Origin of the sequence: Tabrizicola flagellatus (assembly GCF_046295235.1) — a bacterium.
Lineage (GTDB): Bacteria > Pseudomonadota > Alphaproteobacteria > Rhodobacterales > Rhodobacteraceae > Tabrizicola > Tabrizicola flagellata_A.
Genome location: NZ_JBKBLV010000028.1, coordinates 14,073 through 35,826 on the forward strand (window position 1 = coordinate 14,073; position 21,754 = coordinate 35,826).

20 protein-coding genes are annotated in these 21,754 nt (G+C 66.1%); 16 read left to right on the forward strand and 4 right to left on the reverse strand.

Going from position 1 to position 21,754, the window contains the following annotated elements; all coding sequences use genetic code 11:
* Positions 1–2: 2 nt before the first annotated feature.
* From ACK4IU_RS12945 to ACK4IU_RS12960, 4 genes are all read left to right on the forward strand, one after another.
* Positions 3–1,331: an FMN-binding glutamate synthase family protein gene (locus tag ACK4IU_RS12945; RefSeq protein WP_409735814.1), complete on the forward strand. Its 1,329-nt coding sequence runs from the start codon at positions 3–5 to the stop codon at positions 1,329–1,331.
* 49 nt (positions 1,332–1,380) lie between these two features.
* On the forward strand, positions 1,381–2,688 hold the full coding sequence (gene glnT, locus ACK4IU_RS12950) for a type III glutamate--ammonia ligase (protein WP_409735816.1): 1,308 nt from the start codon (positions 1,381–1,383) through the stop codon (positions 2,686–2,688).
* A gap of 257 nt (positions 2,689–2,945) precedes the next feature.
* Positions 2,946–3,698: an SDR family NAD(P)-dependent oxidoreductase gene (locus ACK4IU_RS12955; protein ID WP_409735818.1), complete on the forward strand. Its 753-nt coding sequence runs from the start codon at positions 2,946–2,948 to the stop codon at positions 3,696–3,698.
* 9 nt (positions 3,699–3,707) lie between these two features.
* Complete coding sequence (locus tag ACK4IU_RS12960; RefSeq protein WP_409735820.1) at positions 3,708–4,460, forward strand: SDR family NAD(P)-dependent oxidoreductase; 753 nt, start codon at positions 3,708–3,710, stop codon at positions 4,458–4,460.
* Positions 4,461–4,467: 7 nt separating this feature from the next.
* Here the strand turns inward: ACK4IU_RS12960 and ACK4IU_RS12965 are convergent, their stop codons facing one another.
* Positions 4,468–4,830 (reverse strand): cupin domain-containing protein, encoded by a 363-nt coding sequence (locus ACK4IU_RS12965; protein ID WP_409735823.1) that lies wholly within the window; start codon positions 4,828–4,830, stop codon positions 4,468–4,470.
* Positions 4,831–4,939: 109 nt separating this feature from the next.
* Here ACK4IU_RS12965 and ACK4IU_RS12970 point away from each other — a divergent pair, with 109 nt between their 5' ends.
* The 10 genes from ACK4IU_RS12970 to ACK4IU_RS13015 all read left to right on the forward strand — a co-directional run bounded on the left by ACK4IU_RS12970 (position 4,940) and on the right by ACK4IU_RS13015 (position 15,829).
* A complete protein-coding gene (locus ACK4IU_RS12970; protein WP_409735825.1) occupies positions 4,940–5,353 on the forward strand; it encodes a universal stress protein in 414 nt (137 codons plus the stop codon).
* A gap of 181 nt (positions 5,354–5,534) precedes the next feature.
* Complete coding sequence (locus ACK4IU_RS12975) at positions 5,535–6,878, forward strand: NAD(P)-binding domain-containing protein (protein WP_409735827.1); 1,344 nt, start codon at positions 5,535–5,537, stop codon at positions 6,876–6,878.
* A gap of 259 nt (positions 6,879–7,137) precedes the next feature.
* Positions 7,138–8,529 (forward strand): ammonium transporter, encoded by a 1,392-nt coding sequence (locus ACK4IU_RS12980; protein WP_409735830.1) that lies wholly within the window; start codon positions 7,138–7,140, stop codon positions 8,527–8,529.
* Between the two features lie 16 nt (positions 8,530–8,545).
* Entirely contained in the window at positions 8,546–8,707 is a 162-nt protein-coding gene (locus tag ACK4IU_RS12985) for a hypothetical protein (RefSeq protein ID WP_160147777.1), read from the forward strand.
* Positions 8,708–9,050: 343 nt separating this feature from the next.
* Entirely contained in the window at positions 9,051–10,814 is a 1,764-nt protein-coding gene (locus tag ACK4IU_RS12990) for an APC family permease (RefSeq protein ID WP_409735834.1), read from the forward strand.
* Positions 10,815–10,971: 157 nt separating this feature from the next.
* Complete coding sequence (locus tag ACK4IU_RS12995; protein WP_409735836.1) at positions 10,972–12,111, forward strand: aminomethyltransferase family protein; 1,140 nt, start codon at positions 10,972–10,974, stop codon at positions 12,109–12,111.
* Positions 12,112–12,202: 91 nt separating this feature from the next.
* Entirely contained in the window at positions 12,203–12,793 is a 591-nt protein-coding gene (locus ACK4IU_RS13000) for a dimethylamine monooxygenase subunit DmmA family protein (protein WP_409735915.1), read from the forward strand.
* Positions 12,790–13,752, forward strand: coding sequence for a PDR/VanB family oxidoreductase (locus tag ACK4IU_RS13005; protein ID WP_409735838.1), 963 nt, complete (start codon positions 12,790–12,792; stop codon positions 13,750–13,752). The genes ACK4IU_RS13000 and ACK4IU_RS13005 overlap by 4 nt, the downstream gene beginning before the upstream one ends.
* Before the next feature lie 9 nt (positions 13,753–13,761).
* Positions 13,762–14,832, forward strand: coding sequence for a heme-dependent oxidative N-demethylase family protein (locus ACK4IU_RS13010; protein ID WP_409735840.1), 1,071 nt, complete (start codon positions 13,762–13,764; stop codon positions 14,830–14,832).
* The gene (locus ACK4IU_RS13015) at positions 14,825–15,829 is read left to right on the forward strand and encodes a GlxA family transcriptional regulator (RefSeq protein WP_409735843.1); all 1,005 of its coding nucleotides are present in this window, start codon (positions 14,825–14,827) and stop codon (positions 15,827–15,829) included. The genes ACK4IU_RS13010 and ACK4IU_RS13015 overlap by 8 nt, the downstream gene beginning before the upstream one ends.
* Before the next feature lie 27 nt (positions 15,830–15,856).
* Here the strand turns inward: ACK4IU_RS13015 and ACK4IU_RS13020 are convergent, their stop codons facing one another.
* The gene (locus ACK4IU_RS13020) at positions 15,857–16,717 is read right to left on the reverse strand and encodes an EamA family transporter (RefSeq protein WP_409735845.1); all 861 of its coding nucleotides are present in this window, start codon (positions 16,715–16,717) and stop codon (positions 15,857–15,859) included.
* A 126-nt stretch (positions 16,718–16,843) separates the two neighbouring features.
* Here ACK4IU_RS13020 and ACK4IU_RS13025 point away from each other — a divergent pair, with 126 nt between their 5' ends.
* Both ACK4IU_RS13025 and ACK4IU_RS13030 read left to right on the forward strand, forming a co-directional pair.
* Entirely contained in the window at positions 16,844–19,213 is a 2,370-nt protein-coding gene (locus ACK4IU_RS13025) for a DUF1989 domain-containing protein (RefSeq protein ID WP_409735847.1), read from the forward strand.
* Between the two features lie 5 nt (positions 19,214–19,218).
* Positions 19,219–19,602: a group II truncated hemoglobin gene (locus ACK4IU_RS13030; RefSeq protein ID WP_409735849.1), complete on the forward strand. Its 384-nt coding sequence runs from the start codon at positions 19,219–19,221 to the stop codon at positions 19,600–19,602.
* 69 nt (positions 19,603–19,671) lie between these two features.
* Here ACK4IU_RS13030 and ACK4IU_RS13035 read toward each other — a convergent pair whose 3' ends face one another.
* Both ACK4IU_RS13035 and ACK4IU_RS13040 read right to left on the reverse strand, forming a co-directional pair.
* A complete protein-coding gene (locus ACK4IU_RS13035) occupies positions 19,672–20,577 on the reverse strand; it encodes a glycosyltransferase family 2 protein (RefSeq protein ID WP_409735851.1) in 906 nt (301 codons plus the stop codon).
* A complete protein-coding gene (locus ACK4IU_RS13040) occupies positions 20,577–21,734 on the reverse strand; it encodes a lytic murein transglycosylase (protein ID WP_409735853.1) in 1,158 nt (385 codons plus the stop codon). Before ACK4IU_RS13040 ends, ACK4IU_RS13035 begins: the two co-directional genes overlap by 1 nt.
* Positions 21,735–21,754: the final 20 nt, after the last annotated feature.

The window sequence follows — 21,754 nt, forward strand, 5'->3', positions numbered from 1 at the left end:
ATATGACCGATCTTCCCCGTACCCCGCCCCGTTTCTCGGCCACCTTCACCCCCGCAGTGAACGCCGAAATCCGCCGCGCGGCCGCCTCTGGCATCTACGATATCCGCGGCGGCGGCACCAAGCGGCACCTGCCGCATTTCGATGACCTCTTGTTCCTCGGCGCCTCGATCAGCCGCTACCCGCTGGAAGGCTACCGCGAGAAATGCGCGACGGATGTCTGGCTCGGCACCCGTTTCGCCAAGAAGCCGATCCATCTGGATATCCCGATCACCATTGCCGGGATGAGCTTCGGCGCGCTCTCCGGCCCCGCGAAAGAGGCCCTGGGCCGCGGCGCGACGGCCGCCGGCACCTCGACCACCACCGGCGACGGCGGCATGACCGAGGAAGAGCGCGGCCATTCCAAGACGCTGGTCTACCAGTACCTGCCCTCGCGCTACGGCATGAACCCCGACGACCTGCGCCGGGCCGATGCGATCGAGGTCGTGGTGGGCCAGGGCGCCAAGCCCGGCGGCGGCGGCATGCTGCTGGGCCAGAAGATCAGCGACCGCGTGGCGCAGATGCGCAACCTGCCCAAGGGGATCGACCAGCGCTCGGCCTGCCGTCACCCCGACTGGACTGGCCCCGATGATCTGGAAATCAAGATCATGGAACTGCGCGAGATCACCGACTGGGAAAAGCCGATCTACGTCAAGGTCGGCGGCGCGCGGCCCTATTACGACACGGCGCTGGCGGTGAAGGCGGGCGCGGACGTGGTGGTGCTGGACGGCATGCAGGGCGGCACGGCGGCGACGCAGGACGTGTTCATAGAACATGTCGGCATGCCGATCCTCGCGTGCATCCCGCAGGCGGTGAAGGCGCTGCAGGACCTCAGCATGCACCGCAAGGTGCAGCTGATCGTCTCGGGCGGGATCCGGTCGGGGGCGGACGTGGCCAAGGCCATGGCCCTTGGCGCCGATGCGGTGGCCATCGGTACGGCGGCGCTGATCGCGCTGGGCGACAACGATCCGAAATGGGAAGAGGAATACCAGAAGCTCGGCACCACGGCCGATGCCTATGACGACTGGCACGAAGGCCGCGATCCTGCGGGGATCACCACGCAGGACCCCGAGCTGTACAAGCGGTTCGATCCGATCCTCGGCGGTCGTCGCCTGAAGAACTACCTCAAGGTGATGACGCTGGAGGCGCAGACCATCGCGCGGGCCTGCGGCAAGAACCACCTGCATAACCTCGAACCCGAGGACCTCTGCTCGCTGACCATCGAGGCGGCGGCGATGGCGGGGGTTCCCTTGGCGGGGACCAACTGGATACCAGGACGGAACGGCGGCTGGTAAGGCCGCCGTTTCCACAACAACGATACAAAAGACCTAGGGAGCTACAGTGATGGCGAAGGACCTTGCCAAGTGGGCGAAGGATAAGGGCGTCAAGTATTTCATGATCTCCTACACCGACCTGTTCGGTGGGCAGCGCGCGAAACTGGTGCCGACGCAGGCGATCAACGACATGGCGGTGGACGGGGCGGGCTTCGCGGGCTTCGCGACCTGGCTGGACCTCACGCCCGCGCATCCCGACCTGATGGCGGTGCCGGACCCCGACAGCGTCATCCAGCTGCCCTGGAAGAAAGAGGTCGCCTGGGTCGCCGCCCGCGCGACGATGGAGGAAAAGCTTGTCGATCAGGCCCCGCGCAACGTTCTGGAGCGGCTGATCGGCGAGGCCGCCAAGGAGGGCCTGCGCGTCAAGACCGGGGTGGAGCCCGAGTTCTTCATCCTGAATACCGACGGCTCCGGCCCCTCGGACGTCTACGACACCGCCGAGAAGCCCTGCTACGACCAGCAGGCGGTGATGCGGCGCTATGACGTGATCTCGGAAATCTGCGACTACATGCTGGAATTGGGCTGGGAGGCCTACCAGAACGATCACGAGGACGCGATCGGCCAGTTCGAGATGAACTGGAAATACGACGACGTGCTGCAGACCGCCGACAAGCACAGCTTCTTCAAGTTCATGGTCAAGTCGGTGGCCGAGAAGCACGGCTTCCGCGCGACCTTCATGCCGAAGCCGTTCAAGGGCCTCACCGGGTCGGGCTGCCACGCCCATATCTCGGTCTGGACGCTGGACGGCAAGAAGAACGCCTTCGCCGACCCGAAGAAGGAACTGGGCCTGTCGGACCAGGGCCGGCACTTCCTGGGCGGGATCATGAAGCACGCCTCGGCGCTGGCGGCGATCTGCAACCCGACGGTCAACAGCTACAAGCGGATCAACGCGCCGCGCACGTCCTCGGGCGCGACCTGGGCGCCGAACACGGTGACCTGGACCGGGAACAACCGCACCCACATGGTCCGCGTGCCGGGGCCGGGCCGGTTCGAGCTGCGGCTGCCCGACGGGGCGGCGAACCCCTACCTGATGCAGGCCGTCATCCTGGCCGCCGGCATCGACGGGGTGCGGACCAAGGCCGATCCGGGCCGTCGCTACGACATCGACATGTACCAGGACGGCCACAAGGTGAAGGGGGCGCCGAAGCTGCCCCTGAACCTCCTCGACGCGCTGCGGGAATACGACCGCGACAAGACCCTGAAGTCGATGATGGGGGAGGAGTTCAGCGCCGCCTATCTGAAGCTGAAGCACAAGGAGTGGAACGACTATTGCAGCCACTTCTCGGCATGGGAGACGCAGACAACGCTGGACATCTGACCTGTGTCCACGGTGGACAATCTCGGATAATCAAACAAAATCAAAAAGTTGGTCGCGGACGTACACCGTTTCTTTACTTCTTGCAGCGCCCCGTCCGCACCTTGCCTGGATGAGCTTGCCTGACCTGAGCCCCCAACTGGCCCCGGAGCGATCCGGGGCTTTTCCTTTTCCGCCTCCGGGTCAATCCGGTTGACGGGTGGCGTTCATCGGCGCTGGATCATGCCGACACCATGACGGCAAGATGAGGCGAGCCTGCCGTGCGACTGCAAGACCAGACGATCCTTGTCACCGGAGCCACGGGCGCCATCGGGCAGGCGACCTGCGACAGCCTGGCCGGCGAGGGAGCCCGGATCGGCATCCATTGCGGGCAGAGCCGGACGGCGGCCGAGGCCATTCTGGAGCGGATCGGGGGGCGGGGTTTCGTGCTGGAGGCGGACCTGTCCGATCCCATGGCGGCAACGGACCTGTGGCGGCGGGCAGAGGACCGCGCAGGCCACCTGACCGGACTAGTCAACAACGCCGGCATCCGGTCCGAGATCGCCCTCGATGCGCCGCTTCAGGCCTGGCAAGACTACTGGACGCGCGAGATGCGGGTGAATTTGCTGGCGGCGGCGGACCTGACCCGAGCGGCGATCCTGCATTTCCGTCAACATGGCGGTGGGCGCATCGTCAACATGGCATCGCGCGCGGGACAGCGGGGATACACATCGCGCGCCATGGCCTACGGCGCCACGAAGGCGGCGCTGATCAATCTGACCCGGTCGGTTGCACAAAGTCATGGGCATGAGGGGATCACCGCGGTCGCGCTTGCCCCGGGTTGGGTGCGCACCGATATGGCCGAGGCCTTCATCGCCGAACACGGCGAGGCGGCGGCGCTGTCGGGCATACCTATCGGCAGGATGGCAGCCCCCGAGGAAATCGGGGAGCTGGTGGCCTTCTGCTTCCGGCCGGGCCAGGCCTCGCTGAACGGGGCGGTGCTGGATGTGAATGGCGGAAGCTACCTGAGATAGGGGGACGGGATGCGATTTCAGGACAAGGTCGCGGTGGTCACCGGGGCGGCGGGCGGGATCGGCACCGCCATTGCGCAGCGCCTTGCCAGCGAGGGCGCGCGGGTGGTGGTGACGGACGTCAACGGCGGAGGTGTCGAAGCGACGGCCGCAGCCATCCGGGCCACAGGCGGCAAGGCGCGGGGCCTTGCCGCCGACATATCGAAGGTCGAAGGCTGCAAGTCCATCATCGCCGACACCCTCGCCACCGAGGGGCGGATCGACGTCCTGTGCAACAATGCCGGGATCAACCGGCGCGGGCCGCTCTTGAGCCTGACGGCGGAAGACTGGGATCTGTCCTTTGCGGTCAACATCGACGCCATGTTCCACCTGTGCCAGGCGGCCCTGCCGTCGATGATCGCGCAAGGCGGCGGGGCCGTCGTCAACACCGCCTCGCAATGGGGCCTGCATCCGGCGCCGAACCACATCGCCTACAACGTGACCAAGGCGGTGGTGGCCAGCTTTACCCAGAACCTGGCACGGGACTATGCCCCGCAGAAGATCCGGGTGAATGCGGTCTGCCCCGGAGAGATCCACACGCCGATGCTGGAAGCCGGGGTCAGGCGGTCGGGCCGCACCATCGCCGAGCTCGACAGGCTGGTCCCGTTCGGGCGGATCGGGAGGCCCGAGGAAGTGGCGGCGCTTGTCGCCTTCCTCGCCTCGGACGAGGCGGCCTTCATGTGCGGCTCGCTGGTCGAGATCACCGGGGCGCAGGCCGTGGCCTGATCGGGGATCACTCCACCGATGTTTCCGGCGCGGCGATGTGGACGGCCAGCAGGCAGCCGTTCGGCGTATGGGAATTGTGTTCGGTCCCGTCGCGGTAGAACACCATGTCCCCCGCCCGCAGGACCGTGCCATCGCTTTCGATCAACTCGCCTTCCAGGATCAGGAACTGCTCGTGCCCGTTGTGGCGATGGCCGCGCGTCGTCATGCCCGGTGGCATCCGGTAGACGTGGAAGCCAACACCCAACGGCTGACCGTCGTCCAGTTGCAGGACCGCGTCACCCAGGGCGACACCGTCCGGGTAGACGAAAGGCGTGAAAGCGGCCGAGCGGATATTGGCGATCCGGCGGTCCTTGGGGTCGATCGGCTGCATGGCGGGCTCCGGTAATTTGCCTGATGGTAAACTTTCTTGACGCAGGTCAAGGCGGAGTGTGGCGTTTCATGGCCCTCTCTGTCCAGTAACCGAGAGGGGAATGAATATCATGACAAGCAAGATTCTCTGCCCGACCGACGGATCCGACCACGCGACTGTCGGTGTGATGCTTGCCGCGGAGGTCGCCAAGGCCACCGGCGGCCACCTGACCATCTGCGCGGTCAACATCGCCCATGGCGGGTTCCGCGGGCCGACCATCAGCCACTGGAAGGCCGAGGAGGTGAAGAAGATCCTCGAAGATGCCGAGGCACTGGCCCGCCGCGAGGGCGCGACCGATGTCGGGACGCTGGAAGTCGTGGCCCGCGAGGCCGCGCCGGCGATCATCGCCTATGCCGAACAGAACGGCTACACCCATATCGTGATGGGCACCGGCGACAAGCGCGGCTTGCAGCGGCTGGTCCTGGGCTCGGTCGCCAGCGAAGTCGCCTCGCGGGCGCATTGCACGGTGACCATTGCCCGCTGACCCCACCTCTGCCTAGAGTTCGGGCAAGCCCTGCCAGATCGACCCCCGGCGCCGTCCGCAGCCGGGGGTTGGTTTGTTTACCAACAGGAAGAAGATTTGACACAGGCGCAACTCTGTCACTAGGCTAGCGAAAAACCGGCGCCGCCAGGGCCGGCACGAATCCAGCATCCGGAGGTTGAACATGACAAAGAGAGTAGCCGTCATCGGAGCAGGCCCCTCGGGCCTTGCGCAACTGCGCGCGTTCCAGTCGGCAAAGGCCAAGGGCGAGGCGATCCCCGAGGTGGTCTGCTTCGAGAAGCAGTCGAACTGGGGCGGCCTGTGGAACTATACCTGGCGCACGGGCCTCGATGAGCATGGCGAGCCGGTGCATTGCAGCATGTACCGCTATCTCTGGTCGAACGGCCCGAAGGAGGGGCTTGAATTCGCCGACTATTCCTTCGAGGAGCATTTCGGCAAGCAGATCGCCAGCTATCCGCCCCGTGCCGTGCTGTTCGACTACATCGAGGGCCGGGTGAAGAAGGCCGGCGTCCGCGACTGGATCCGGTTTTCGACGACGGTGCGGATGGTGCGCTACAACAAGGACAAGGGCAACTTCACCGTTACCGCGCATGATCTGAAGAACGACCGGATGTACGATGAGGAGTTCGACTACGTCGTGGTGGCCTCCGGCCACTTCTCGGTGCCGAACGTCCCGGAATACCCCGGCTTCGACAAGTTCAACGGCCGCGTCCTGCATGCCCACGATTTCCGCGACGCGCGCGAGTTCGCGGGCAAGGACATCCTGCTTCTCGGTTCGTCCTATTCGGCCGAGGACATCGGAAGCCAGTGCTGGAAATACGGCGCGAAGTCGGTGACCGTGGCCTATCGCCATGCGCCCATGGGCTTCAACTGGCCGGAAAACTTCAAGGAAGTGCCCAAGCTGGAGCGGGTGGACGAGAACACCGCCTATTTCGCCGACGGCACCTCGAAGAAGATCGACGCGATCATCCTGTGCACCGGATACAAGCACCACTTCCCGTTCCTGCCCGACGACCTGCGGCTGAAGACGGCGAACCGGTTGGCGACGGCCGACCTGTATAAAGGCGTGGTCTGGGTCCACAATCCGAAGCTGTTCTACATCGGCATGCAGGACCAGTGGTTCACCTTCAACATGTTCGACGCCCAGGCCTGGTGGATCCGCGACGCGATCATGGGCAAGATCAAGATACCCGAGGACAAGGCGGTGCTTCTGAAGGATGTCGCGGACCGGGTCGCGGCCGAGGACGCCGGCAAGGACGCCCACGACGCGATCCATTACCAGGGCGACTATGTGAAGGAGCTGATCGCCGAGACCGACTATCCGTCCTTCGACGTGGACGGCGCCTGCGAGGCCTTCTTCGAGTGGAAGGAGCACAAGAAGCAGGACATCATGGGCTTCCGGAACAACGCCTACCGCTCGGTCATCACCGGCACCATGGCGCCGGTCCACCACACGCCCTGGAAGGACGCGCTGGAGGATTCGATGGAAAGCTATCTGCGGAACTGATCCGTCCGTTCCCGCATGCGAAGGCCCCGGCGCAGTCCGGGGCCTTTTCGTTTCCGCCAGACAGAACCTGCCGAAAGTTCATGCAAACCCGTGCCAGTCTGCGCATCATTTGGTCATAAAATGTCGAAGTCAGACCTTTTCTTGAAAGAAAGTTGCCGCAAATGACAATTGTCGGACCGGCGCAGCCTGGCCTGCGTCTAGTCTCGGCGGAAATCCCCCGGCGCAACAGGGGGAAGCGGACCAGCTGGGGAGTGAACGCATGGAAGAACAGATTGCCGCCCTCACGGCGGAGATTGCCAATTTGAAGGATGCGACGGCCGGGTTGAACCGGACCGCCGCCGAGACCTTCTACTACGTCACCATCCCGTTGATGGTGCTGATCCACGCCGGGTTCCTGTCCTACGAGATGGGGGCCTCGCGCGCCAAGAACGCGCTGGCCTCGGGGATCAAGAACATCCTCGCCTTCGCCTTCATCATCCCGACCTTCTACTATGCGGGCTGGTTCATCTACTGGGCCTTCCCGACCGGCCTGTCGATGTCGGAAGGCCCGGCCGGCATCTCGGGCTGGGACTACGCGGTGGGCGCGGCGAGCCCGGTGGGGCAGGTCATGGGGCCGAGCGTGGCCGACAGCGCGACGGGGGTGTTCTTCGGCGCCTTCGCCATGTTCGCGGCCACCACGGCCAGCATCATGTCGGGCAGCCTGATCGAGCGGATCCAGATCGTCGGTTTCACGATCCTCGCCATCGTGTTGGGCAGCTTCGTCTGGATCCTGGGCGCCGCCTGGGGCTGGCATGCGGACGGCTGGCTGGTGACGAGCCTCGGCTACCATGACTTCGGCGCCTCGGGCGTTGTGCATGCCATCGCGGGGTTCTTCACGCTGGGGGTGCTCATCAACCTCGGTGCGCGGATTGGCAAGTTCAACCCGGACGGCACGGCCAATTCGATCCCCGGCCATTCGCTGCCGGCGACGCTGGTCGGGCTGATGCTGATCATCGCGGGCTTCTGGGGCTTCCTCATGGCCTGCGTGATCTTCCCGGGCGAGCCCTGGTCCTGGGGCTCGGGCATCTTTGCCACGATCTACGGCACGCCGGTCACCCTGTCGGCGATGACCTTCAACATCCTGATGGGCTTTGCCGGGGGCGCGATCGCGGCCTGGGTGGTGACGCACGACCCGTTCTGGATGATGTCGGGGGCGCTGGGCGGGATCATCTCGGTCGCGGCGGGGCTGGACCTCTACTGGCCGCCGATGGCCTTCGTGATCGCCGCCATCGGGGGGGTCATCATGCCGCTCGCCTCGCGCTATGTCGAACGGCTGCGGATCGACGACGCGGTGGGGGCGGTGGCGCTGCACGGGGTCGTCGGGGTCTGGGGTGTCTTGGCGGTGGGCATCTTCGCCAGCGGCTATCCGGCGCTGACCTCCGAGGGGGCGCCGACGATCTCGCTGGTGGGGCAGCTGGGCGGCGCGGTGGTGATGGTCCTTCTGGGCTTCGTGCCGGGCTATGTCGTGTCGCTGGTGCTGAGCAAGCTGGGCCTCCTGCGCGTGCCGAAGGAGGCCGAGCTGCTGGGCCTCGACAAGGTGAAGGTCCCGGCCGTCGCCTATCCCGAAATCCTGGGCGAACCGGCACGCGGGCCGGTGACCCCGGCGCAATGACGACAGGAGGAAGGACATGATCGGAACCGACATCACCGGCTGGGCCGCCGTGGAAGGCGCCTACTATGCGGGCATGGGCAGCGAGGCCTTCTGGCTGGCCCTGTCGATGGCGCTGTGCATCGCCGCCCTGGTCTTCGGGGCGCGGCACGAGAAGGCCGCCTACCGCAAGACCGGCTGACCGCCTGGAACAGGGCGCAGGACGGCAGGGGCCCCGGTCGATCCGGGGCACTTTTGCGTGGGCGGTCGAGGGGAATGGGCGATTCGGCGGGGAAACAAATTTTCGCCCTGATGAAATTCTTCTCGCCAAAGCCGCAAAGGCATGTTTACTTTCGCGGCATCCGGTCGTGGGCGCAAGCCCCTTTGACCGCGATGCAACGGCGACCGATGAGGAGAGCCTTCGGGTCAGAACAACAACTTCCATCGCGTCAGACAAGCCATCCATCCAGGTGCGGAAGGGCCGAGGCTCCGGTGCCGCGGCATGAGGGGTCCGACCGTCCCGCCTGACCAACAGGAGTGAGGGAATGACGACTGAAACTGGATCGGGCCAGATGGTCCGGGCGCTGAGCTGGAAGGGGGCCTTCTGGGTTGCCGCCGGCGTGCCGCCGCTGGTGCTGTTCTCGATCGGCGGGATCGCCGGGACGACGGGGAAGCTGGCCTTCGTGGTCTGGATGATCTCGATGGTGATGGGCTTTCTGCAAAGCTTCACCTATGCCGAGATGGCGGGGATGTTCGGTAACAAGTCGGGCGGCACCTCGGTCTATGGTGCGACGGCCTGGCTGCGCTATGGCAAGCTGATCGCGCCCTTGTCGGTCTGGTGCAACTGGTTCGCCTGGACGCCGGTGCTGTCGCTGGGTTGCGCGATTGCCGCGGGCTACATCCTGAACGCGCTGTTCCCGATCCCGCTTGCCGACAGCCAGCCGGTGATGGACTGGGTGACGGCGAACCTGGCCAACTACACGGCCGAGACCCCGGCGGTTGCCGACTACATCGCCAACAATGCAGGGGCGACGGTCGAGCAGGCAATTCAGGCGGTGGCGTCCGCGGATGCGGTCTCGGCTCTGACGCCCTGGTTCCGCACCTACGAGGCGTTCCAGATCACTATTCCGGCGCTGGGGACGCTGCACTTCAATACCACCTTCCTGATCGGCGTGATCCTGATGCTGCTGATCCTGGCGATCCAGGAAAAGGGAATCGCCAACACTGCATCAGCGCAGAAGTGGCTGGCGATCATCGTGCTGACCCCGCTTCTGCTGGTTGGTCTGGTGCCGATCCTGACTGGCGCGATCGACTGGATGAACGTCACCAACCTGGTGCCGCCCACGGCCGCCTATTCCGGGGTGGACGGCGCATGGAACATCGGCGGCTGGACCCTGTTCCTGGGTGGTCTCTATGTCGCGGCCTGGTCCACCTACGGCTTCGAGACAGCGGTCTGCTACACCCGCGAACTGAAGGATCCCAAGCGCGACACCTTCCGCGCGATCTTCTATTCCGGCCTTCTGTGCATGGTGTTCTTCTTCCTGATCCCCTTCTCGTTCCAGGGGGTTCTGGGGCAAGAGGGCATGCTGGCCACCGGCATCGTCGATGGCACCGGCGTCGGCGAGGCGCTGGGCAACATGATCGGCGGCGGGCCGGTCATCACCCAGATCTTCGTCATCCTGATGATCATGGCGCTGTTCCTGGCGATCATGACGGCCATGGCGGGGTCGTCGCGCACGCTCTACCAGGGTTCGCGCGACGGCTGGCTGCCGCGTTACCTGTCGAAGCTGAACGAGCATGGCGTGCCGCGCCGGGCGATGTGGACGGACGTGGCCTTCAACATCTTCCTTCTGGCGCTGGCCTCGGACGCGGCGGGGTATTTCTACGTCCTCGCGATCTCGAACGTGGGCTACATCCTGTTCAACTTCCTGAACCTCAACGCCGGCTGGATCCACCGGATCGACAACGCCCATATGGAGCGGCCCTGGAAGGCGCCAGCCGCGCTGATCGGGCTGAACACGATCCTGGCCTTTGCCAACGCGCTGTTCCTGGGCGCCGGCGCCAAGGTCTGGGGCTACGAGAACGCGCTGTGGGCGGGGCTGATCTTCGCCTCGTTCATCTTCCCGGTGTTCTGGTATCGCCACTATGTCGTGGACAAGGGCAAGTTCCCGAAGGAAGCCTATGAGGACCTGGGCCTTGCCTACGGCGAGATGGGCGAAAGGAAGGCGGGCTTCCTGCCCTACCTGGCCCTGATCGCCGGGGCGGCAGTGGTGCTGTGGGCGAACTGGTTCTTCGTTCTGCCAGCCTGAAGCCCTTGAAAAAACTTGGAAAAGGCCGCCGCACAGGGCGGCCTTTTTCTTGCGGAGATGTTTTCTGGCAAGAAAGATTGTTGCATTTCATTATTGCTTTCTGGCGGGAATCGCCTGACACTCGGCGAAAATCAAAGCCCGATGGGAGGGACTGCGCATGACGAATTCCTGGCGTTTCTCGGCACTGATGGACCGGCATCGGGCCCTGGGGTCGAACCTGGAAGACTGGAGCGGGATGGGCACGGCCTGGTCCTATTCCAAGGGCGATCCCGAGGCCGAATACATGGCGATCCGCACGAAGGCAGGGCTGATGGATGTCTCGGGCCTGAAGAAGGTCCACATCACCGGCCATGTCGCGAGCCACGTCATCGACCGCGCCACGACCCGCGACCCGGAAAAGATCGCGCCCGGCAAGTCGCTGTACGCCTGCATGCTGAACGATGCGGGCAAGTTCATCGACGACTGCATCATCTACCGCTTCGGCCCGAACAGCTACACCGTGGTCCATGGCTCGGGTCAGGGGCATGAGCAGCTGACCATGGCCGCGACGGGCCGCGATGTTTCGATCCGCTTCGACGACAACCTGCACGACCTGTCGCTGCAAGGCCCGCTGGCGGTGGACTACCTGGAAAAGCACATCCCCGGCGTGCGCCAGCTGCCCTACATGGGCCACATGCCGGCGATGCTGTTCGGCAAGCCGATCACGCTCTCGCGCACCGGCTACACCGGCGAGCGCGGCTACGAGATCTTCTGCCGCGGGCAGGACGCGGTGGAAATCTGGGACCGCATCCTGGAAGAAGGCGCCAGCATGGGCATCATCCCCTGCCGCTTCACCACGCTCGACATGCTGCGGGCGGAAAGCTACCTGCTCTTCTACCCCTTCGACAATTCCGAGATGTATCCGTTCGAGAACGAAGGCCCGGGCGACACCCTGTGGGAGCTGGGCCTCGACTGGACCGTGACCAAGGGCAAGACCGGCTTCCGGGGGGCGGAAGAGCATTACCGCCTGCAGGGCAAGGAACGCTTCAAGATCTCGGGTCTGAAATTCGCGGACAAGACAAAGGTTCCGGGCAACGCGCCGATCTTCAAGGACGGCAAGAAGATCGGCGTGGTGACGCAGCCGATGTATTCGCCGCTGAACGACTGGGTCGTGGCGATTGCCCGTCTGCCGGTCGATTGCGCCAACAACGGCACCGAGGTCGAGGTGCGCTGCGGCACGCATGGCCCGCTGAAGGCGGTGTCGGCCCCGCTGCCGTTCTATGACGTCGAAAAGAAGCGGCGCACCGCCAAGGACTGATCTTCCGGGGGCCCGCCTTGGGGTGGGCCCCTTTCTACCCAAGGGAACTGACCCCGTGAAAGTGGAACTGACCCCGGTAAATGCCCCCTCGATGCGCTCGCGCCCCGTCTATGCGCCGCTCGAGCCGCGGCCCGGCAAGCTGCATGTGATCGTCGCCGACGATGAGGGGGCGGTGGCCGTGACCGACATGCTGGACAAGGCGAACAACCGTTCGGAAATTCTGTCCGCTGCGCATGTCATGTATTGTCCGGGGCCGACGGGAACAGACCTTTCGGCCAGGCTGGAAGGGTTGGGCGCCGCACGGTTCTTCCGCGCGCCGACCATTCCGGCGCTGCTGCCGCGCCTGGTGCGGGTTCTGGCGGATGCGCATATGGGGACCCAGTTCTACCTCGCAGGCACCGAGGGCCTGATCGGCCAGGCTGAACGCGAGATCATGGCGACGGGCTTCCCCTTCGCCTCGATCCAGAAGGAACACAGGGGCTCTACCCTGCGGCGGGTGCAATGCGTGCATTGCAAGGGGATCACCGAGAACGTGGCCACCGACCCGTTCAAGTGCAGCCATTGCGGCCTGAACCTCTTTGTCCGCGATCATTATTCCCGGCGCATGGCCGCCTTCCAGGGCGTCAACATCGACGCCGAGGACCCCGGCCAGGTGCCGGAAAGCGTGGTGAGGTTCAAATGAGCGGCGGCGCCAAACTCCAGGTCCGCGTGGCCGAGGTGGTCGAGGTCAACGAGCTGATCAAGCGCTTCCGCTTCGTCTCGCGCGACGGCGCGCCGCTGCCGGCGTTCTCCGGCGGGGCGCATACCGTGGTCGAGATGGACGACCACGGCACCCGCAGACTGAATCCCTATTCGCTTATGTCCGACCCCGAGGATCGGTCGGGATACGAGATCAGCGTTCGGCGTGACGACGCGGGGCGGGGTGGGTCGCTGTACATGCACCGGCATGTGACGCCGGGGATGGAGATGACGCTCTCTTACCCCGTCAACCTGTTCCCGCTGGACAACCGGGCGAAGAAGCACCTGATGATCGCGGGCGGCATCGGGATCACGCCGTTCCTGGCCCAGATCGCGCAGCTCACCCATTTCGGTGGCAAGTTCGAGCTGCATTATTCGGCGCGGTCGCAGCCGCTGGGGGCCTACATGGACCGGCTGACGGCTGCGCATCCCGACCGGGTGCATTGCTACTTCGACGACCGGAAGCAGATGATCGACTTGGCCAAAGTGCTGGAAAATCAGCCGATTGGCACGCATCTCTATGTCTGCGGGCCGAAGGGGATGATCAACTGGGTCCTGTCCACCGCCGAGGGCATGGGCTGGCCGAAACAGGCGCTGCACCACGAGGAATTCCTGGCCCCCGGCACCGGGCTGCCGTTCCAGGTGGAACTAGCGGCCAGCGGCAAGACCATCACCGTCGGCACAACGCAAAGCCTGCTGGAGGCGATGGAGGCGGCCGGGGTGGACGCCCCCTACCTCTGCCGGGGCGGGGCCTGCGGGCAATGCGAAACGAACGTTCTGAAATGCGACGGCACGATCCTGCACCGCGACCACTGGCTTTCGCCCGAAGAGCAGGCCTCGAACACCAAGATCATGCCCTGCGTCAGCCGCTTCGAGGGCAAGACCCTCGTCATCGATCGATAGGAGACGGTCATGAGCCTTGATTTCAAGTTCGCTCCCGACGATTTCGGCGGTTTCTTCCGGGACGAGACGTTCCGCGACACCTTCACCTACCGCAACAGCGACCCGCGCCGGTTTCCGTTCCCCTTCGACCGGGACGACTACATGTATTCCGTCAACATGGAACCGCATGTCCCGGGCCGGAAGGGCACGGCCTTTGAACACATGCTGGACGTGGACGAACACTACATCGCCGAGATGATCGACCGCGCCAAGGTGCTGGCCGAGGACCCGCTGCGCTGCCAGTCCCTGCCGCACATGACGCTGGCCGGCTGGGACGTGCTGGAACTGATCATGGAGGCCAAGGCGCGCGACTATCCGCAGTGGTTCAGCCTGACCAAGGACGGCAACCGCTGGCACTGGGTGAACCGGCCGCTGGGTATTGAACAGTCGTTCACATTCCTGGACGAAAGCACGCTGCCCTATCCGCCTTTCGAATACATCATGCGCCAGACCCAGGGCGACTGGACGCTGCAGGACGAACGCGACGGGACGCTGTGGATGGACGCGGGGATTGCGACCAGCCAGGCCGACTGGTCGGTGGATTTCGACGTCGGCATGAATTTCCACGAATGGCATGCGCCGGTGCCGCTCGCGCATGAGAAGGGCGTCTTCGACCGGGCGCTGAAATTCCTTCTGAAGCTGCAGCACGGCGCGCCGGTGCGGCGGTTCAACTGGACGATGACGGTCAACCCGCTTCTCGACACCGCGCCCGAGACCTATCCGAAATGGGGGCCGATGAAGACCACGATCACGCAGGAAAACATGGGGAAGAAGCAGCACCTGCGGGTGGAACTGCAAAGCCTCTACCGCCTGCCCCGGTCGAACGCCATCGCCTTCGACATCCGCTGCTATCTGTGCAGCTTCGAGCAGATCGTCGAGGTCCCGAAATGGGCGCGCCGCCTGCATCGGGTGATCCGCGACCTGCCGGTGGAACTGGCGACCTACAAGGGCTTCATCCGCAACCGCGACGCGATGGTGGAGTGGCTGTCGAAATACGACGACGGCGCCCCCACCAGCCCCGGCTGGTTCCCCGATGACTGAACGCGGCCCCCTGCGGCTGGGGTTCCTGATGTTCCCCGGCTTTCCGATGGCCTGCCTGACCTCGGCCATCGAGCCCCTGCGCGCGGCGAACGAGATCACCGGCCGGCGCGAGTTCGTCTGGACGCTGGTCGCCGAAACCGCCGCGCCGGTCCGGTCCTCGGCCGAGATCGGCTTCGACCCGGACGTGACCCTGCAGGACCTCGACGGGATCGACCAGCTCTACCTGATCTCGCCCCCCACTGCCGAATTCGCCGACCCGCGCCACAGCCCGGCGAAACTGCGCTGGCTGGACCGGACCGGGATGACGCTCGGTGCCTTTTCGGGCGGCATCTTCCCGCTGGCCAGGGCCGGCCTTCTCGACGGCCGCCCCTGTTCCGTCCACTGGTGCTACGAGGCCGCCTTCAAGGCCGACTTCCCCACCGTCGAGGCGCGCGAGGTCACGATCCTGCGCGAAGGCCGCCGCACCACGGCCTCGGGCGCCGGTGCGGTCTTCGACCTGATGCTCCGCCTGATCGAGGAACGCCTCGGCCGCGACTGCATGACCGAGGTCGCCTGCTGGTTCCAGCACCCCTTTGTCCGCGACGCCGACGCCAGCCAGAAGGTCCCCGTCGCCCGGTCCGGCGGCACCACCGACAGCCTGCCGGCCGCGATCCGCGAGGCGATCCGGCTGTTCGAGACCCATGTCGAGGACCCCCTGCGCATCCCCGACGTGGCACAGGCCGTGGGCCTGTCGGGCCGGCATTTCGAGCGCCTGTTCAAGCGCGAGACGGGGCAGAGCCCCCTGCGCTATTACCACCACCTGCGACTGATGAAGGCGCGGCAGCGGGTGTTGTATTCCAATGATTCCCTTCGGGAAATCGCGGCTTCGGTGGGCTACATGACCTCCAGCCCGATGATCCGGCACTATACCGAGTTCTTCGGGGTCTCGCCCAAGGATGAACGCCGCCTGACCCAGACGATGCGCAGGGTGCCGGGCCGGGTGGAAGCGGCGGAATAGGCTTCGGGCCGATGGCATAGGCCGCCGTCACGCCCCTGACAGGCCGAGGGCGGCGATCCCTCCGAAGACGCAGGCGATGCCTGCCCACTGGATGGGCCGGACCTTCTCGCGCAGGAAGAAGGCTGCCAGAAGCACCGTCAGCACCCCGAAGAGCGACGAGGCGACCGAGGCATATTCGGCGCGCGGCAGGCCCCCCGAGGCGGTGACGAGCCCGAGGGCCAGGGCATCGAGAAGCCCCATCAGCCCCAGCACGCCGAAGTGCCCCTTCTGCGGCGCAAGCGACCCGCGCCGCCAGAGCAGGAGCGCCAGGATCGCCGCCAGCGCGACGATCCGGCCGACCAGCATCACCGGCAGTTCGGCCCCGATCCGCGCAGCCTCTTGCGCCAGCGCGAAGGTCGCGGCGAAGCCGATGGCGGAAAGCGCCCCCCAGGCGATGGCCACCCCGGGCGAGGCCGCATAGCCTTCGGGTGCATCGTTGCGGGCGGCAAGGGCGACGATGGCGATGCCGGCGACGATGGCGAGGACCGCGAGCCAGTCCCCGCCCGACACGGGACGCCCCTGCGCCACGGCGATCAGGAGGATCAGCATCGGATAGGCCCCGACCACCGGCGAGACGACCCGGACGGGCGCCAGGCTGAAGGCCCGGTAGAGCCCGCCGATCGCCACCGCGAAGGCAAGGCCCGAGACGGTAGCGACGGCCAGCGCCTGGCCCGTCATCCGCTCCCAACCGCCCGTCGCCATGGCGACCGGAACCAGCCCCAGTGTCCCCGCCGCAAGCACCACCGTCAGGATCGGCAACAGCGCCGCGCCCTGGCTGAGCTTGCGCGCCAGAAGATCGTGAACGGCCCAGAGCAGGGCGGCCCCAAGGCCGAAGCTTAGTGCCAGCATTCTGTCGCCTTCCCCCTCGCGCGTGCTTGTGTCAGGCTTACCCTGTCGCTATTCTTGTGGATGAACAAGTTTTATCCTCATTAAACTGATCCGGTCGATCACGCCGAATCGCCGCGGGGAGATGTCATGCTGGACGCGATCTATCCTTCCGTCGTTCCCGGTCCACCGCGACCGTCGCGAATCCTGACGCCGCAGGGGTTTTCCCGGCACCACGGGCAGGAACGGAATGTGGTGCCGGGCGGCGGGGCGGTGCTGTTGCAGCTGATGACGGGCGACCGGCTGACGCTGGTGAACGACGAGGGCGGCCAGCCGGTGGAGCTGGTGGCGGCCGGCAAGGACGGGCGCATCGATGCGGCGATCCTGGGGCAGGCGGCGAATGCGACGGCCGAGGGGTTGAAGGCGATGCTGGCCTCGGGCGAGGAGAGCCTTGCGCGGCTGCGCAAGGGGCTGGAGGCGCGGAAGATCAACCTGGCGACCGCGGGGGCCTTGCGGCTGTTCGGGGCCGAGACGCCGGCGGGGACGCGGGCCGAGCTGACGGCGCTGGACGATGGCTGGCTCGTGGTCTGCGCGCCGGGGCTGCCGATGGCGCCCGAGGCGCAGGATACCGCGACGCCGGTGACGTTGCTGGTGCAGCGCGCGAAGCCCCGGATGGTGGGCCACTATGACCTGCCCGACCCGCTGGCCGACCCGATACTGGACCTGCGGGTGAAATCCGCGACGGCGGAGAGCTATTTCGTCAAGGCCGGGGATTACATCCAGATCCTCGACGTGGACGGCCGGCAATGCACCGATTTCCAGTGCTTTGACGCGCGGAAGCTGGACCGGGGGATCCAGCACGCGCTGGACGTGACGACAAGCCGCACGCTGATGGGGCACGCCTATTCGATGCCGGGGCTGCATTCCAAGTACTACGATCAGGACTGGGTGCCGCTGGTCGAGGTGGTGCAGGACACGGTGGGGCGGCACGATGCCTTCGCCATGGCCTGCGCGTCGAAATACTATGACGACATCGGCTATCCGGGGCACGTCAACTGCTCGGACAACTTCAACAAGGCCCTTGCGGGGCGTGGGGTTGACCCTCGCCCCGGCTGGATGGCGGTGAACCTGTTCTTCAATACGAACATCGATTCACATGGTGTGTTGATCTCGGATGAACCGTGGAGCCGCCCGGGCGATTACGTGCTGTTCCGGGCGCTGACCGACATCGTCTGCGTCAACTCGGCCTGCCCGGACGACACCTCGCCGGCGAATGGCTGGTATCTCAGCGACATTCACGTCCGCACCTATTCGGGGGCGGAAAAGTTCAGCCGGGCCATCGCCTGGCGCCCCACGCCCGATGCGGAGCCGAAGATGACCAAGGAAACCGCCTTCCATTCGCGGATCGTCGAGAAGACGCGGCATCACGTCGAATACAAGGGCTATTGGCTGCCGCAGGTCTATTCGTCGAACGGGGCGCTGGAGGAATACTGGGCCTGCCGGCAGGCGGCGGTGGTCTTGGACCTGTCTCCCCTGCGCAAGTGGGAGGTCACGGGGCCAGACGCGGAAGCCCTGATGCAATGGGTGCTGACGCGCGACGTGAAGAAGCTGAGCCAGGGCCAGGTGGTCTATTCCGCGATGTGCTACGAGCACGGCGGGATGATCGATGACGGGACGCTGTTCCGCCTGGGCCGCGACCAGTTCCGCTGGATCGGCGGCGACGATTACGGCGGCATCTGGATCCGCGAGCAGGCGGAAAAGCTGGGGCTCAAGGTGATGGTGCGGTCCTCCACCGACCAGTTGCACAACCTGGCGGTCCAGGGGCCGAACAGCCGCGAGATCATGAAGCGGATGATCTGGACCGCGCCGCACCAGCCGACGATCGAGGAACTGGGCTGGTTCCGGTTCACGGTGGGCCGGATCGGCGGGCCTTCGGGGGCTCCGGTCGTGGTGTCGCGGACGGGCTATACCGGGGAACTGGGGTTCGAGATCTTCTGCCACCCGAAGGACGGCACGGCGGTCTATGACGCGGTCTGGGCCAATGGCGGCGATCTGGGGCTGAAGCCCATGGGGCTGGCCGCGCTGGACATGGTGCGGATCGAGGCGGGGCTGATCTTCGCCGGCTACGATTTCAGCGACCAGACCGACCCCTTCGAGGCAGGGATCGGGTTCACCGTGCCCTTGAAGTCCAAGACCGACGATTTCATCGGCCGCGAGGCGCTGATCCGGCGGAAGGAGCATCCGAGCCGCAAGTTCGTGGGCCTGGAGATCGACGCGAATGTCGATGTGGGCCATGGCGACTGCCTGCATGTCGGCCGGGCGCAGGTGGGGGAGGTGACATCCTCGGTCCGCTCACCCATTCTGGGCAAGAACATCGCGCTGGCCCGGGTCGATGTGGCCCATGCCGAGCTGGGGACGGCGCTTGAGGTCGGCAAGCTGGACGGACAGCAGAAGCGGCTGCCGGCGGTGATCGTGCCCCTGTCGCATTTCGACCCCAAGAAGACGCGCCCGCAGAGCTGACTGCCATGGACCCGATGATCGACAGGATCGGCGGAGAGCGGCAGGTTCATCTTCTGGTGAACCATTTCTACGACCTGATCGAGACCTTGCCGCAGGGCGCGGCAATCATGGCCATGCACCAGCGCGGCCACGGGCTGAGCCATGTCCGGCCGGCGCAGTTCGAGTTCCTCTGCGGCTTCTTCGGCGGGCGGCGATACTACGCCGAACGCCACGGCCACATGAACCTGCGCGAGATCCACGCCCATGTGGAGATCCGCCGACAGGACGCCGAGGACTGGCTGGCGGTGATGGACCGCGCCATGGTCGAAACCGGCGTGGCCGGGCCTGAGCGGACCGAGATCATGGCCACCTTCCGCCGCGCCGCGCTGATGCTGGTCAACACCGACTGAGGCCGGACCGGGCGCGGGGCGCAGCCCCCCATCCCCATCCCCTCCCCACGGCGGGGGAGGGGAGGCGCTTCAGAGGCGGCCCTCGCGCAGGGCCTCGACCTTGGCGCGCAGGCCGAGGTCGGCGATGAGAACCCGGCCCACGGCCACCAGTTCCTCGCGCAGGTCGAGGGGCAGGATCTGGGTGCGCCGGTAGAAGCGGTCGATCTCCTCGGGCGGGGCCTCGGCCAGGAAGGCCTGCAACTCGGGCCGGAACTGGTAGGCGCCCTTCGTCATCCGGAAGGGCAGCGCGGCGAGCCAGGCGGCCTTGTCCTGGGCATGGAAGTGCAGGAGTTTCACCTCCGGCTGCCAGTCGGGCGTTCGGACGAATTCGCCATCGACCATCACCGCATGCAGACGCGGCAACAGGCCGGGGACGCGGGTGCGGTACATCATCTTGCCGACCGAATGCGACAGCATCCCGTCGCGGATCACCTTGCGATAGGGACCCAGCGCGGCACGGCGGCGCGGCCAGTGTTCGTGGCGCAGGGCACCGCGGAATTCGCGCGAGGTGTAGATGTCGTCGGGCAGGAGCGGGTCGTGCATCGCCTCGAATGGTTCGAGTTTTAGCGCGATGGTCTCGGAAGGGGTGTCGTCGAGGATCGCGGCGATGGGGCGCGGGGCCAGCAGGAATTCGTCCACGTCGATATGGACGATCCAGTCCGATGTCACCCGCGCCCGGTAGGTCAGGCGGGCGTTCTGGGTCTGCCGGTTCTGGTGCTGCGGCGGGCGTTTCTTGCCGACATCGGCCCAGTGTGCCGCGTCGCAGAGGGTGACGGTGACGCGGGGATGGCGGGCCATCGGGGCGGGGACCGGCTGGTCGGGGTCGTCGAAATAGAGCCAGAGATGGTCGGCGCCCAGCGACAGGTGATGCGCGGCGAAGGCCAGGACCTTCTCTTCCGGCGCCTTCATGGTGGAGACGACGGCCCAGCTGGCCATCAGAGTGCGTCCAGCAGCGCCCGCGTGGGCCAGCCGTCGGCGGGCAGGCCGAGGCGGACCTGCTCCTTCTGCACCGCCGTCCGGGTGCCGGCGCCGAGGATGCCGTCGATCCGGCCCACGTCATGGCCCAGAGCGGCAAGCCGTTCCTGCAAGGCCTTCATCGCGTCGAGGTCCAGCGCCGGGTCCGGGTTGCCCGCCGCATAGGGCACCGCGCCCTCGATCCGGGTGGCGAAATAGGCGGCGGTCGTCACATAGACGAAGCTCTTGTTCCATTCGAAGAGCACGCGGTAGTTCGGATAGGCCAGGAAGGCCGGCCCCTTGCGCCCCTGCGGCAACAGGATCGAAGCGGAGAGACCCGGCGCCAGCGGGCCGTTGCGGGGGGTGACGCCGAGGGCCTGCCAGTCCTCGGTCGTCAGTTCGGTGTCGAGGCCGGTCAGCGACCAGTCGAACTCCGGCGGCAGGCTGACCTCGGCCAGCCAGGGTTCGCCCGCGCGCCAGCCGTGATGTTGCAGCAGCCGCGCGCCCGACAGGATCGCGTCGGCCTCGGAGGTCTTGAGCAGGATCAGCCCGTCCCCGTCGCCATCGACCCCGCGTTCGAGGATGTCCTTTGGCAGCATCTGCACCATGCCGATCTCGCCTGCCCAGGCGCCGGTGGTGTCGAGCGGGAAGTCGTTCATCGCGTGCAGCTTGGCGGCGGCGATGACCTGGGGCTGGAAAAGCTCTGGCCTCCGGCAGTCATGGGCCAGGGTGAGGAGGGCGTTCCGTGTGTTGAAGTCGCCCTGCACCTGGCCGAAATCGGTCTCGAAGGCCCAGAAGGCGAGGAGGATCCCGCGCGAGACGCCGTATTCGGTTTCCGCCCGGGTGAAGATCGGGTCCAGCGCGTCCGCCTTCGACCGCGCGGTGGCGAGGCGGCTTTTCGAGATCAGCGACTGTGAGAAGTCGAGGAAGGTCTTGCGGAACACGCCCTGCGCCCGGTCGGCCTTGAGCACCTTCGGATCCTGCCGTGCGCCGGCGAAGAAGGCGGCGGCCGTGTCGGCGGGGACGCCGGCGGCGACGGCCTCGGCCTCCATCGCGGCGAGGAACGCGGCGAAGTCGCCGCCGCAGGGGGCGGCTGTCGCCGGGCTGGCGAGGATCAGGGCAAGAAGGGCGGCGCGCATGGGGTCTCCCGGAATTTCCG